Origin of the sequence: Nocardiopsis sp. L17-MgMaSL7 (assembly GCF_003182025.1) — a bacterium.
GTDB lineage: Bacteria > Actinomycetota > Actinomycetes > Streptosporangiales > Streptosporangiaceae > Nocardiopsis > Nocardiopsis prasina.
This window is the reverse complement of record NZ_QGTF01000002.1, coordinates 483,271-495,992: the sequence shown is the minus strand read 5'-3', so window position 1 is coordinate 495,992 and position 12,722 is coordinate 483,271. Positions and strand designations below refer to the sequence as shown.

Genomic DNA, 12,722 nt, shown 5'->3' with positions numbered 1-12,722 from the left:
GGGAGCTGTCACACTGGTGACGTGCGTGTTTACCTTGGATCAGATCATGCGGGCTTCGAGCTCAAAGAACACCTCGTCTCCTGGTTGAAGGAGAACGGCCACGAGGTCGTGGACGCCGGACCGGCCGTCTACGACGCGGTCGACGACTACCCTCCCTTCGTCCTGCGCGCCGCCGAGGGCGTCGCCAAGGACCCGGGTTCCCTGGGCGTCGTGATCGGCGGCTCCGGCAACGGTGAGCAGATCGCGGCCAACAAGGTCACCGGCGTCCGCGCCGCCCTGGCCTGGAGCGAGGACACCGCCAAGCTGGCGCGCGAGCACAACGACGCCAACGTGCTCGGCATCGGCGGCCGGATGCACTCCCTGGAGGAGGCCACCCGGTTCGTGGAGCTCTTCCTCGCCACGCCGTACAGCGACGAGGAGCGACACACCCGCCGTATCGCCATGCTGAGCGACTACGAGCGCACCGGCGAGCTGCCCCCGCTTCCGTAACCCGTCTCTCCGGCCCCGCCCCGAGCGGGACCGGCCGTTCGTCCCCGCGTGCCCGGCACGCGGGGACGAACGCGTTCCGGGCGCCGTGGGGTCCGTGTCCGGTTCGGGACCGGGGGTCCTGTCGCCCGCGGGGGTCGTTGTGGGATCCTTGCGCAGGAGTGGCCCGCGCCGTCCGGTGTGGGTTCTTCGCGAAACGCGCGAGCGCGCCCGGGACACACCCGGCCGGCCTGCCGTGTCCGAGAGAGGGGAGGGGTCCCGAAATCACCGGGAAGTTCCCCTACGGGTACGTGAGTCCGACCCCGCGAACACGGGTTTAGGCGGAACCCAAACCCGGGGTTATGGGGCGGATCGCCGCTGGTAGTACGTGCCAGGCCAGCACCCCAAGCGCTACAGTTCGTGCACAGCGGCGGGCCATCGTAGTCCGAGACACCGTGTTGTCCGCGTCCATCGGTGCCCGCCCTTCGGCGGAACCAGCCTCCGCGATCCGGGCCGTGCCCCCACACGACTCCCCCTCCGCCGACCCAGACACAGGCCCCCGACGCGACCATGAGCGCACCGGTGTGCCGTACCCCGACCAGGAGTGACCCCCGCGGGTGAGCGGGCGTGCCGAGCCTAGAGGATCAATGAACCCCACACCGACCGCCAGGACCACCCGACTGCTGCGATCCACCGTGCAGCGCATCGTCGCGGTGCTCCGGCGCAAGGTGCTCTTCCGCTATCGTCTCGTACTCATCACCCTGGTCGCCATCGCCGTGGGCATCGGGGTCGGCGCCGTGTGGGGTCCCACCGGCTGGTTCCCGCCCAGCTCCACCATCCTCACCGTCCTCGCGGGCGGACTGCTGCTCAAGCGCAAGAGCCTCGCCTTCCTGCTCGGTGTGGTCGTCGCCGTGCTGCTGTTCGTGGCCTTCATGCTCGACTTCGGCCAGGTCGGCCCCGGCCTGGTGGTCACCATCGGAGTCACCGGGGTCCTGTCCTACCTGCTGTCCGGCGTACGCGAACGCCTCGGCGTCCAGGGCCTGAGCGGCGAGATGATGCTGCTGGACCTGCGCGACCGGCTGCGCGACCAGGGCAAGCTCCCCCCGGTCCCCGCGGGCTGGGGGCACACCGCCGTCCTGCGCCAGGCGGGCGGCTCCTCGTTCGGCGGCGACTTCGTCGTCTCCATCCGCCGCGAACACCGGCTCGACATCGCGGTCGTTGACGTCTCCGGCAAGGGCGTGGACGCCGGGACCCGGGCCCTGATGCTCTCGGGTGCCTTCAGCGGCCTCATAGGAGCCGTCCCCGCCAGCGACTTCCTCGCCCACTGCAACGACTACCTCATGCGCAACAGCGGCGGCGAGGGCTTCGTGACCGCCGTCCACCTGAGCGTGGACACCGAGACCGGCGAGTACCAGGTCGCCTCGGCCGGGCACCCGCCCGCCCTGCACTTCGACGGCGGCGGCGGAGTGTGGAGCACCACCGAGGCCAAGGGCGTGGTGCTGGGCGTCATCCCCGAGATGACCTACACCTCAGTCCAGGGCAAGCTGCGGCCCGGCGACGCCATCATGCTGTGCACCGACGGCCTCATCGAGACGCCCGGCGAGGACCTCGATGCCGGTATCGACCGTCTCCTCGGAGCCGCCGAATCGCTGGTCACCCAGGGATTCGCCACCGGTGCCAGCGAGGTCGTGGACACCCTCAGCAAGGACAAGAACGACGACTGCGCGCTCGTGGTCCTCTGGAGAACCTGACCCCCGGCCGCCGCGGCACCGGCAGGGGGTGAGTCGCCCCAGCCGTTCCTGGCGGTAGGGTCGACATGTTCCCCGACCCCGGTACGAGGTCTTCGTACCCGTTCACGGACCACCGTGCCCGCCCCTCTCCGCCCCCTGGGCGCCGACGCCCGCACGGACCAGCACACCAGTGACCAGGGGCCGGACCGGGTCCCCAGGACCCGGACCTACCGGATTTTCGCGGCCCCGCGGGCGTGCCCGCCGGGCGATGGAGACGCAAGGGGGTGCTTCGCATGGACGGCGAGCGCGCTGAAGAACTCACGGACCTGGTCGAGATCAACGACCTGACCGGGATCAGGCTCTGGTTGGCCGAACACAGGCCCCACGAGATCGCGGACGAACTGGCCCGCATGTCCAGCGGCGAGGCGATCATCCCCTTCCGCCTCCTGGACAAGGACCGTGAGCTGGAGGTCTTCGAGGAGCTGGATCCCGGCCAGCAGCAGGCCATCCTCCTCGGCCTGCGCGGCACCGACTTCCACGACATCCTGGAGGAGATGGACCCGGACGACCGGGCCCGCCTCATCGGGGAGGCCCCGGCCAAGATCGCCACCCGGGCGCTGGCCGGGCTGAGCCCCGCCGAACGCAAGATGACCGCCGCGCTCCTGGGCTACCCCGAGGACTCGGTCGGCCGGTACATGACGCCGGAGACCGTCATCCTGCACCGGGATCTCACCGTGGGCCGCGCTCTGGAGGTGGTGCGCGCCAAAGGAGCCGACGCCGAGACCATCTACACCCTCCCGGTGGTCAGCGACGGCCGTCGGCTGCTCGGCACCATCACCCTGAGCGACCTCGTGGTCAGCGACGACGACCGCGTCCTCAAGGACCTGGTCGACGTTCTCGCGCCCCGGGTGGGCGTGAGCGAACCGGTCGAGGACGCCGCCCGACTCATCCAGGAGGCCAACCTGGTCTCCCTCCCGGTGGTGGACTCCGAGGACCGCTTCGTCGGTCTGTTCACCTTCGACGACGCCCTCGAGGTCATCGAGGCGGCCGACTCCGAGGACATGGCCCGTCAGTCCGGTGCCAGCCCGATCGACGACCACTACGTGTCCGTGGGGGTGCTGCGCCTGGTCGGCGCGCGTTCGGTGTGGCTGATGCTGCTCATCGTCGCGGCGACCCTGACCGTCAACGTCATGCAGGTCTACGAGGCCACCCTGGAGGAGGTCACGGCGCTGGCGATGTTCGTCCCGATGCTCATCGGCACCGGCGGGAACGTGGGCGCGCAGTCGGCCACGGCGATCGTGCGCGCCCTCGCGGTCGGTGAGGTTCGCGTACGCGACCTCCCTTCGGTGATCTGGAAGGAGAGCCGGGTCGGTCTGCTCCTGGGCGTCATGCTCGCCGGGATCGCCCTGGTCATCGGGTCGGTGCTGGTCGGCTTCGACATCGCCGTGGTGGTCGCCCTCTCGGTGATCGCCATCTGCACCTGGGCGGCGATCATCGGCTCCGCGATGCCCCTGCTCGCCCGCAAGGTGGGGGTGGACCCCGCCGTGGTTTCCTCACCCATGGTCGCGACGCTCGTGGACGCCACCGGTCTGCTCATCTACTTCTCGGTGGCGCGCATGGTGCTGGGGCTGTGACCCGAGGCTGACGTTTCGCTTGAAGTGGGCGGAAACGGGTATCGCACCAGCAGGCAGGACGCGTCTGAGGGGGATTCGATGTCCGATACCGGAGATACGTTCAACCGGCTCAAGAAGGCCGTCAACGACCACGCCGACAAGGCCGAGGGGGTCGTCGGCAAGGTGGCCGACGCCGCCAAGAAGGCGACCGGCGGGTCTCACGACGACAAGATCGACAAGGGGGCCGGGGCCGCCACCGACTATCTGCGCAAGCGCGCGCAGGAGAACAAGAAGGACAAGGGTCAGGAGTAGACGCGGGGGTTCGGGCCCGTGGAACGGAACGGATGGGGCTGGCCCACAATGGGGCATGGCCTCATCCGTTCCTCGTCCCGTGCCCGTCCTCCTCGCCCGGCTGCGCATGCCCCTCATGTGGGCGGCGATGGCCGCGCTCCTGGCCGGCTACCTCGGTCTGTCCTGGTGGGTCGGCGGGACGCTGCTGGTGGTGGCGCTCGCGGTGCACCTGCGACTGGGCACTCCGAGGTGCGCGCCGCGCGTACTGGCCCCGCCGGTGCGGGGCCGCTGGATGCCGCTGACGAGCCCCGAGGACCACGTCCCCAGCCAGGGCACGCACGCCTACGGGCAGACGTACGCGCTGGGTCTGGTCGCCGAGGACGGTACCCGCCCGGACATCGGCTGGCGGCCGCTCAGCCGCCCGCCGGAGGACTTCCCGGCCTACGGAGCCCCCGTGTACGCACCCGCTGCGGGAACCGTGGTCCGGGTGGACGACCGCCAGCGCGACCACCGCAGCCGCAACTCCTGGCCGTGGCTGTTCGGCACCGTCGTGGAGAACACCCTCCGCGAACTGCGCGGACCCTCGGGGCTGATCGGCAACCACGTGGTCATCGACGTCGGCGGCGCCCACGTGCTCCTCGGACACCTGCGCAGGGGTTCCGTCACGGTGGCCCCGGGAGACACCGTGGTGCTCGGCCAACGCGTCGCCGCGTGCGGGAGTTCCGGCGCCTGCACCGAACCCCAGGTCCGGGTGCAGCTCATGGACCTGGCCCACCCGCTGTTCGCCGCGGGCCTGCCCATGGTCTGGGGGAGGGGCTGGAAGGCCGGTGACCCGGAGAACGAGGGGCTTCCCGAAACCTGGCGGCCGGTGGAGGTGGTCGGAACCGACCACGTCAGTGCTGGTCAGGGCGGTGTCCCGGAGGAATATCCTGAACTGAGGTAAGGCAAGCCTCATGAGGGGGTGTGGTGAGCGCGATCGACGGTACGCCCTGCAAGCTCACGGTCTGTCGGGGCTGCTGCTGCGGCACACGCAAGAAGGTGCCCGGGGTCGACCACAAGGCGCAGCTCGCCCGTCTCAGCGCCATCGACGACCACGCCGCCCGCCGCGTCCCGGTCCGCACCAGCAAGTGCCTGGGCATCTGCTTCCAGGCCAACGTCGTCGTGGTCCAGCCCTCCCGTCAGGGCCGCGCTGCCGGAGGGAACCCCGTCTGGCTGGGCCGGATGACCGAGAACCGTCTCCTGGAAGCGCTCGACGACTGGATCTTCGACGGCGGTCCCGGCATCGCCCCGCTCCCCGCCCTGCTGGAGGAGCACGTGACCTCCAAGGACGCCAAGAAGCCGAAGAAGCCCAAGAAGTCGAAGAAGAAGTCGGAGCAGCTCGGGGGCACCGAGCCCGGCAAGAAGGACAAGAAGAGCAAGAAGGACAAGAAGCGGGCCAAGAAGGCCGAAAAGAAAAAGAAGGAGAAGGAGAAGGAGAAGGCTGGGAGGGCGTGAGGGGGCGACCCCGCCGAGCACTCCGACGGAGCCGCCCCCGAACCCGCTACCCCGACTGGGACGCGAACTGGGTGCGGTACAGGGCCGTGTACAGCCCGCCCGCCTCCAACAGCTCCTCGTGCGTGCCGCGTTCCAGGACCCGCCCGTCCTCCAGCACCAGGATCTGGTCCGCCTCGCGGACCGTGGCCAGCCGGTGCGCGATCACGAGTGAGGTCCGGCCCTCCAGCGCCACCGACAGCGCCTCCTGCACCGCCGCCTCGGACTCGGAGTCCAGGTGCGCGGTGGCCTCGTCCAGGACCACCACGGACGGCGCCTTCAACAGCAGCCGCGCGATCGCCAGGCGCTGCTTCTCCCCGCCCGAGAGGCGGTAGCCGCGGTCACCGACCATCGTGTCCAGGCCGTTGGGCAGCTGGTCCAGGAGAGCCCCGAGCCGCGCCATCCGCAGCGCCTCCTCCAGCTCCGCGTCGGTCGCCTCCGGCCGCGCGTAACGCAGGTTGGCGCCCACGGTGTCGTGGAAGAGCTGCGCGTCCTGCGTCACCACGCCCACGGCCTCCCGGAGGGAGTCACTGGTGGTCCCACGGAGGTCCAGGCCCCCGATCCGCACCGCTCCCTCCCTTGGGTCGTACAGCCGCGAGACCAGGTGGGTGAGGGTGGACTTGCCCGCCCCGGACGGCCCCACCAGGGCCACCATCTGACCCGGCTCGGCGCGGAAGGACACCTCGCTCAGCACCTGGGTGTCGTCGGCGGCCTCGGCCTGCGGGGTCAGCTCCAGGGACGCCACCGACGTCTCGGAGGCGCCCGGGTAGCGGAAGGACACCCGGTCGAACTCCACGCTCAACGGCCCGGCGGGCAGCGGCCTCGCGTCCGGGCTCTCCTTGATCTGCGGCTCCAGGTCCAGCACCTCGAAGACGCGGTCGAAGGAGACCAGGGCCGTCATGATCTCCACGTGCACGTTGGACAGCGTGGTGATCGGCCCGTAGAGCCTGGCCAGCAGGGTGGTCAGCGCCACCAGGGTGCCCACCTCGAAGGCACCGTCCACCGCGAGCACACCGCCCACGCCGTAGACCATCGCCATGGCCAGCGCCGTGATGGTGGCCAGCATGGTGAACAGCAGACCGCCGATCACCGACTGGCGCACCCCGAGGTCGCGCACGCGGGCGGCTCGGTCGGAGAAGGTGCGGGACTCCTCGTCGGGCCTGCCGTAGAGCTTGACCAGCATGGCCCCGCCCACATTGAACCGCTCGGTCATCAGCGAGCTCATCGCGGCGTTGTTGTCCATCGCGTCGCGGGAGATGTTCGCGAGCCTGCGCCCCAGCAGCTTCGCCGGGACGATGAACAGCGGTACCAGGACCAGCGCCAGCAGCGTCACCTGCCACGAAAGGGCCAGCATGGTGATGAGTACCGCCACCACGCTGATCAGGTTGGAGACCACCGACTGGAGGACCGAGGTGATGGCGCGCTGCGCGCCGACCACGTCCGTGTTCAGCCGACTGATCAGCGACCCGGTCTGAGTGCGGGTGAAGAAGGCGATCGGCATCCGCTGCACGTGGGAGAACACCTGGGTGCGCAGCAGGTAGATGACGCCCTCACCGATCCTGGAGGACAACCACCGTCCGGTCAGGGTGATGACGCCCTCCACGAGCGCCAGAACGGCCGCCGCGACGGCCAGCCAGACCACCACCGAGGTGTTCCCCGGGATGATGCCCTGGTCGATGATGGCTCGCAGGAGAAGCGGGTTGGCCACGACCACGGCCGCGCCCACCGCGGTCACCGCGAGGAAGAACAGGATCTGCCGCCAGTGCGGTGTCGCGTAGGACAGCACACGTCTGGTGAGCCCCGGGGGCAGTTCCTGCCCCCGTGCGCTTCCGTCGTTGACCAGTGCCCTGTAGGAGGGCCTCCCTGACATCATCCGCAGCCTCGATTCCGTTCACCACGTCGCCATCCAAGCCTCAACACCGGAGGGAGGGCGCTGCTTCCCTGGTCCGGTGTGGGATCGCCGGGGACGTCGGTGGGAACAGGGGCCTCAGAGGGACGAGGCGAGTCGGCCGAGTGCCGCGGTGGTGGAGCGGCCGGGCGTGAACGGCAGTTCCCAGGTCTGGGCGCCCAGGGCGTCGGCGCCCCGGATCTTGGCCTGCGTGTAGCGGTCCCCGGCGGTGAAGGCCAGGGCGGCGGGGGAGAGGGGCCGGAGCAGTTCCGCGTAGGCCGCCCAGTCGGCGACCGAGGGCGGGCCCTCGATCACGAAGGACCCGGCCACACAGCCCAGGGCGGCGATGGTCTCGGACCGTTCCGCGTCGGGGTTGACCGGGCGTCCGGGGCCCTTCCAGGCCCGGACGCGCTCGTCGGACTCGATCCCCACGACGAGGGGGAGGCCGCGGGCGGCGATGGACTGGAGGAAGCGCACGTGCCCGACGTGCAGGACGTCGAAGACCCCGGTCACCACGACCGGTCGCTCCAACGGCTCCGGTCGCTGGAACCACAGCAGGCGCAGCGGCGTCGCCTGCTCGCCCGTGCCGTCCGTGTCCGTCATCTGGCCCCCGTTCCACCGAACCCGAGTGGCGCCCGTTCCAGGTCGTGCCGACGGGTCCGCCCGAAAGGTCAACGTACCCGCTTGAGGCCGGTATTCCGCTTCGTGGCGAGGTGAAACCGAACAGTGTTCTGTGGGTGTGGGCCACGTCACCGGGAACCGCGGCCGTCGGGGGTGAGTCCCATCACGAGGAATCGAGGACGAGAGGAAGAGGTGTCCATGTCGTGGACGGTGCTGATCGAGGAGATCCTGGGGAGCGGTGAACGCCAACGCTGGGGGCTGGTTCCGTCGGCGCCCGGTGGCCAGCGCAACGCCAGCTTCGACGACCGGGAGGAAGCCAGGGCGGAGGCCCTTCGCCTGACAGCGGCGCATGTTCCGGGCCACCCGTGGGCGGAGCGGGACCGTCAGGCCTACCGGGTCTCTCCCGACGAGTACGTCGTGAACGTGGACGGTGCCACGACCGAGTTCCACTTCCGCGTCACCGTGGCCGAGCGGATCGTTCCCGGAGGCTAGGGGAGCGGTCCGGAACCCCTGTGCCGCCGACTCTTCCGGGTTCGGTGGTGCGGGGTTTCGGGGGTCGTCCCCCGGGTGGAACGGCGAAACGAGCTGGTGCGGATGGGCGCACGGTTCGTTTCGAGTGGTGCGGGGTTTCGGGGGTCGTCCCCCGGGTGGAACGGCGAAACGAGCTGGTGCGGATGGGCGCACGGTTCGTTTCGAGTGGTGCGGGGTTTCGGGGGTCGTCCCCCGGGTGGAACGGCGAAACGAGCTGGTGCGGATGGGCACACGGTTCGTTTCGAGTGGTGCGGGGTTTCGGGGGTCGTCCCCCGGGTGGAACGGCGAAACGAGCTGGTGCGGATGGGCGCACGGTTCGCTTCGAGTGGTGCGGGGTTTCGGGGGTCGTCCCCCGGGTGGAACGGCGAAACGAGCTGGTGCGGATGGGCGCACGGTTCGCTTCGAGTGGTGCGGGGTTTCGGGGGTCGTCCCCCGGGTGGAACGGCGAAACGAGCTGGTGCCGACAGGCACACAGCTCGCTTCGAGTGGAGCGGGCGACGAGAATCGAACTCGCATGACCAGCTTGGAAGGCTGGGGTTCTACCATTGAACTACGCCCGCGTGGCATCGGAGCCCCTGAGTTTCCTCTAGACTCGTGGAGCCGATGGAGACAAGAGTACAGTCTCTGGGGCGTTGGTCGCACACCCGTTTTCGGGTCGTGTGTCCGCGCCGGGTGACGGGGTGTAGCGCAGCTTGGTTAGCGCGCATGCTTTGGGAGCATGAGGCCGCGGGTTCGAATCCCGCCACCCCGACGAAACCGTCCGCGGCGGTTCGGCCTTCGGGCCGTGCGCCGTGGCCCCCTGTCTGTCTGCCCTAGACTTGGTGCGATCAGCAGGAAACTGTAAGTCCCAGCCCGTCGCAGGGCACCCCGAAGGAACGTGGTCATCACCGACCGGGGGTGCGCGCGTGCATACGCCGTTCGTGTGGTGCGCCTGCGGGCCGACGCGGACACCAGCCGGCAAACCTAGGAGTACCGCCCCGTGAAGACCGATGTCGAGGAGCTCAGCCCGACCCGGGTCAAGCTGACCATCGAGGTGCCCTTCGAGGAGCTCGAGCACGCTTTCGACGTGACCTACAAGTCGCTCGCCAAGCAGGTTCGGATCAAGGGCTTCCGCCCGGGCAAGGCACCGGCGCGGCTGATCGACCGCTACGTCGGCCGTGGCGCGGTGATCAGCGAAGCGGTCAACCACGCCGTTCCGGAGCTCTACAACGAAGCCATCCAGAAGGAGGAGATCTTCGCGCTCGGCCAGCCCGACGTGGAGGTCACCAAGCTGGAGGACAACGACGAGCTCGCCTTCACCGCCGAGGTCGACATCCGACCCAAGTTCGAGGTGAAGGACTACAAGGGCATCGAGGTGACCGTCGACAGCGCGACCGTCACCGACGAGCAGATCGACGAGCAGATCGGCACCCTGCGCGAGCGCTTCTCCACCCTGGTTGGCGCCGACCGTCCCGTCGAGGACGGTGACCACCTCTCCATCGACCTGGTCGCCGCCATCGACGGTGAGAAGCTCGAGGACGTCGCCGTGAGCGGCTACTCCTACGAGGTCGGCACCAACACCATGCTGGAGGGCCTCGACGAGACCCTGCGCGGCATGGAGTCCGGTGGCGAGGCCACCTTCAAGACCACCCTCGTCGGTGGTGAGCACGAGGGCAAGGAGGCGGACGTCACCGTCACCGTGCACTCGGTGAAGGTGAAGGAGCTGCCGGAACTGGACGACGAGTTCGCCCAGCTGGCCTCCGAGTTCGACACCATCGACGAGCTGCGTGACGACGTGCGCAAGCGCATGGCCGACGTCCGTCGCATGCAGCAGCTCTCCGCCGCCCGTGACAAGGCGCTCGAGAAGCTGATCGAGTCCGTCGAGATCCCGCTGCCCGACGCGGTGGTCGACGAGGAGATCAACCGCCGTCGTCAGAGCCTTGAGCAGCAGCTCGCCCAGAGCGGTCTGACCAAGGAGGCCTACCTCGAGTCGCAGGAGAAGACCGAGGAGGAGTTCGAGGAGGAGCTGAAGACCGGCGCCAACTCGGCGGTCAAGGCCGGCTTCATCCTCGACCAGCTGGCCCTCCAGGAGGACCTCAGCGCCGACCAGGGTGAGCTCAGCCAGTACGTGTTCGAGCAGGCCCAGCGCATGGGCGTGAGCCCGGACCAGCTGGCCCAGCACCTGGTCGAGTCGAACCAGATCCGCGTCGCCTTCACCGAGGTCGTCCGCGGCAAGGCCATGGACGTCGTCCTGGCCGGTGCCAAGGTGACCGACGAGGACGGCAACGTCGTCGAGCAGGAGATCGTCGAGGCCACCGACGACCAGGCTCTGGCTGAGGCCGTCAAGGCCGCTGCCGCTGCCTCCGCCGAGGTCGCCGAGGCTGACAAGGCCGAGGAGACCGCTGAGGCCGCCGAAGCCGACGAGGACGCCGACAAGGCCGACTCCAAGTAGTCCGAGGCTTCACGGCGCCGCGAGGCACCATGGCTCTCAGGGGCCCTGGCCGACCCGTAACGGGACGGCTGGGGCCCTTTCCCTTCCGTTCCTGGCGCGTTGTTCGCTGTCAGGAGAAAGGGTGTGTTCCCGACCGGCCGCACCCTGCGCTCAAAGCGAACAGGGACGGTATCCGGACGAGCCTGGCGTCTGTCGGCGTTAGTGTCGCTGTATCGCAACCGTTTCGATTCCGGAGCAGGTGACGAGAGTGCCGCCGACCTTTGATGAGTCCCAGCGATTCGACGCTCGTACGTCGGATCAGCAGCTTTCCCCTTTTATTGAGCAGACGCCTCAGCGCCTGTTGCGCCAGCGAATCGTGTTCCTCGGCCAGCAGGTCGACGATGACATCGCCAACCGCCTCGTCGGTGAGCTCCTGCTGCTGTCCGCAGAGGACCGCCAGCGGGACATCACGATGTACATCAACTCGCCGGGTGGATCCGTGACGGCGGGTATGGCGATCTACGACGTCATGCAGTACATCCCCAACGACGTGCGCACCGTGGGTATCGGTATGGCCGCGTCGATGGGCCAGATGCTCCTGTGCGCCGGTGCGCCCGGCAAGCGTTACGCGCTGCCGCACACCCGCGTCATGATGCACCAGCCGTCCGGTGGCATCGGGGGCACCGCCTCCGACATCCGGATCCTGGCTGACCAGCTGCTCTACGTGAAGAAGATGTTCATCCAGAAGATCTCCGAGCACACCGGGCAGTCGGTCGAACAGATCGAGAAGGACGCCGACCGGGACCGCTGGTTCACGGCTCAGGAGGCCAAGGAGTACGGCTTCATCGACGAGGTGCTCGAGGGCACGCTCGACGTGACCAGCTGACAGTCCTGAGCTGACCTGGCCCAGTCCATGAATCGGCGCAGTGCGTGGAAGGCGTGAAATGACCGAGTTCAACCCCAGTCTCATCGGCGGCGCGGCCTCGATGGCTCCCCAGAGCCGCTACGTCCTGCCGTCCTACGTGGAGCGTACGTCGTACGGCGTCAAGGAGATGAATCCGTACAACAAGCTCTTCGAAGAGCGGATCATCTTCGTCGGCGTCCAGATCGACGACACTTCGGCCAACGATCTGATGGCCCAGCTCATCACCCTTGAGCAGCTCGACTCCGAGCGGGACATCCAGATGTACATCAACTCGCCGGGCGGTTCCTTCACCTCCCTCATGGCGATCTACGACACCATGCAGTTCGTGCGCCCCGACATCCAGACGGTGTGCATCGGACAGGCCGCGTCGGCCGCCGCGATCCTGCTGGCGGGCGGCACCAAGGGCAAGCGTGGTGCCCTGCCCAACGCCCGGATGATGATCCACCAGCCCGCGACCGAGGGTATGCACGGTCAGGCCAGCGACATCGAGATCCAGGCCAACGAGATCACCCGTATCCGTACGCAGCTGGAGACCACTCTGGCCAAGCACACGGGTCGCTCCCACGAGCAGGTCTCGAAGGACATCGAGCGGGACAAGATCCTCACCGCCGAGGAGGCAGTGGAGTACGGTCTCATCGACTTCGTCCTGCCCTACCGCAAGGCCTCCCTGAAGTAACGGGGACAACGGCTGCCGTGTCCTCCCCGGCCGGGGCGTCTC

General features: G+C 68.8%; 12 protein-coding genes and 2 tRNA genes. 11 read left to right on the top strand and 3 right to left on the bottom strand.

The window, feature by feature from the left end; genetic code table 11:
• Positions 1-21: 21 nt before the first annotated feature.
• The 6 genes from BDW27_RS04875 (at position 22) to BDW27_RS04850 (ending at position 5,593) form a co-directional block, all read left to right on the top strand.
• Positions 22-489, top strand: coding sequence for a ribose-5-phosphate isomerase (locus BDW27_RS04875; RefSeq protein ID WP_026129371.1), 468 nt, complete (start codon positions 22-24; stop codon positions 487-489).
• A 623-nt stretch (positions 490-1,112) separates the two neighbouring features.
• A complete protein-coding gene (locus BDW27_RS04870; protein ID WP_110048371.1) occupies positions 1,113-2,216 on the top strand; it encodes a PP2C family protein-serine/threonine phosphatase in 1,104 nt (367 codons plus the stop codon).
• Positions 2,217-2,488: 272 nt separating this feature from the next.
• Complete coding sequence (mgtE, locus tag BDW27_RS04865; RefSeq protein ID WP_017545184.1) at positions 2,489-3,829, top strand: magnesium transporter; 1,341 nt, start codon at positions 2,489-2,491, stop codon at positions 3,827-3,829.
• 78 nt (positions 3,830-3,907) lie between these two features.
• Positions 3,908-4,120, top strand: coding sequence for an antitoxin (locus BDW27_RS04860; RefSeq protein WP_017545185.1), 213 nt, complete (start codon positions 3,908-3,910; stop codon positions 4,118-4,120).
• A gap of 55 nt (positions 4,121-4,175) precedes the next feature.
• Positions 4,176-5,042: a M23 family metallopeptidase gene (locus BDW27_RS04855; RefSeq protein ID WP_110048370.1), complete on the top strand. Its 867-nt coding sequence runs from the start codon at positions 4,176-4,178 to the stop codon at positions 5,040-5,042.
• Between the two features lie 20 nt (positions 5,043-5,062).
• On the top strand, positions 5,063-5,593 hold the full coding sequence (locus BDW27_RS04850; RefSeq protein WP_110048369.1) for a (2Fe-2S) ferredoxin domain-containing protein: 531 nt from the start codon (positions 5,063-5,065) through the stop codon (positions 5,591-5,593).
• Between the two features lie 46 nt (positions 5,594-5,639).
• Here the strand turns inward: BDW27_RS04850 and BDW27_RS04845 are convergent, their stop codons facing one another.
• Positions 5,640-7,502 (bottom strand): ABC transporter ATP-binding protein, encoded by a 1,863-nt coding sequence (locus tag BDW27_RS04845; protein WP_017545188.1) that lies wholly within the window; start codon positions 7,500-7,502, stop codon positions 5,640-5,642.
• Positions 7,503-7,616: 114 nt separating this feature from the next.
• Positions 7,617-8,120 carry an adenylyltransferase/cytidyltransferase family protein gene (locus BDW27_RS04840; RefSeq protein WP_017545189.1) on the bottom strand — a complete coding sequence of 168 codons (504 nt, stop codon included), beginning with the start codon at positions 8,118-8,120 and terminating at the stop codon, positions 7,617-7,619.
• 216 nt (positions 8,121-8,336) lie between these two features.
• On the opposite strand from BDW27_RS04840, the gene BDW27_RS04835 reads away from it, so the two are divergent.
• Positions 8,337-8,630: a hypothetical protein gene (locus BDW27_RS04835; RefSeq protein ID WP_110048368.1), complete on the top strand. Its 294-nt coding sequence runs from the start codon at positions 8,337-8,339 to the stop codon at positions 8,628-8,630.
• Positions 8,631-9,155: 525 nt separating this feature from the next.
• On the opposite strand, the gene BDW27_RS04830 is transcribed toward BDW27_RS04835, so the two are convergent.
• Positions 9,156-9,229, bottom strand: a tRNA-Gly gene (locus BDW27_RS04830).
• Between the two features lie 116 nt (positions 9,230-9,345).
• On the opposite strand from BDW27_RS04830, the gene BDW27_RS04825 reads away from it, so the two are divergent.
• The 4 genes from BDW27_RS04825 (at position 9,346) to BDW27_RS04810 (ending at position 12,680) form a co-directional block, all read left to right on the top strand.
• Positions 9,346-9,420 (top strand) — tRNA-Pro (locus BDW27_RS04825).
• A gap of 228 nt (positions 9,421-9,648) precedes the next feature.
• Positions 9,649-11,100, top strand: coding sequence for a trigger factor (gene tig / locus BDW27_RS04820; protein ID WP_110048367.1), 1,452 nt, complete (start codon positions 9,649-9,651; stop codon positions 11,098-11,100).
• Positions 11,101-11,416: 316 nt separating this feature from the next.
• Positions 11,417-11,965 (top strand): ClpP family protease, encoded by a 549-nt coding sequence (locus BDW27_RS04815; RefSeq protein ID WP_082206236.1) that lies wholly within the window; start codon positions 11,417-11,419, stop codon positions 11,963-11,965.
• A 58-nt stretch (positions 11,966-12,023) separates the two neighbouring features.
• Positions 12,024-12,680: an ATP-dependent Clp protease proteolytic subunit gene (locus tag BDW27_RS04810; RefSeq protein WP_017545193.1), complete on the top strand. Its 657-nt coding sequence runs from the start codon at positions 12,024-12,026 to the stop codon at positions 12,678-12,680.
• Positions 12,681-12,722 lie beyond the last annotated feature (42 nt).

Coding starts and splice junctions, on each gene's coding strand:
- BDW27_RS04870 (WP_110048371.1), top strand. CDS start 1,113: ATGAACCCCACACCGACCGCCAGGACCACCCGACTGCTGCGATCCACC.
- BDW27_RS04855 (WP_110048370.1), top strand. CDS start 4,176: ATGGCCTCATCCGTTCCTCGTCCCGTGCCCGTCCTCCTCGCCCGGCTG.
- BDW27_RS04845 (WP_017545188.1), bottom strand. CDS start 7,502: ATGATGTCAGGGAGGCCCTCCTACAGGGCACTGGTCAACGACGGAAGC.
- BDW27_RS04840 (WP_017545189.1), bottom strand. CDS start 8,120: ATGACGGACACGGACGGCACGGGCGAGCAGGCGACGCCGCTGCGCCTG.
- BDW27_RS04835 (WP_110048368.1), top strand. CDS start 8,337: ATGTCGTGGACGGTGCTGATCGAGGAGATCCTGGGGAGCGGTGAACGC.
- mgtE (WP_017545184.1), top strand. CDS start 2,489: ATGGACGGCGAGCGCGCTGAAGAACTCACGGACCTGGTCGAGATCAAC.
- BDW27_RS04810 (WP_017545193.1), top strand. CDS start 12,024: ATGACCGAGTTCAACCCCAGTCTCATCGGCGGCGCGGCCTCGATGGCT.
- BDW27_RS04860 (WP_017545185.1), top strand. CDS start 3,908: ATGTCCGATACCGGAGATACGTTCAACCGGCTCAAGAAGGCCGTCAAC.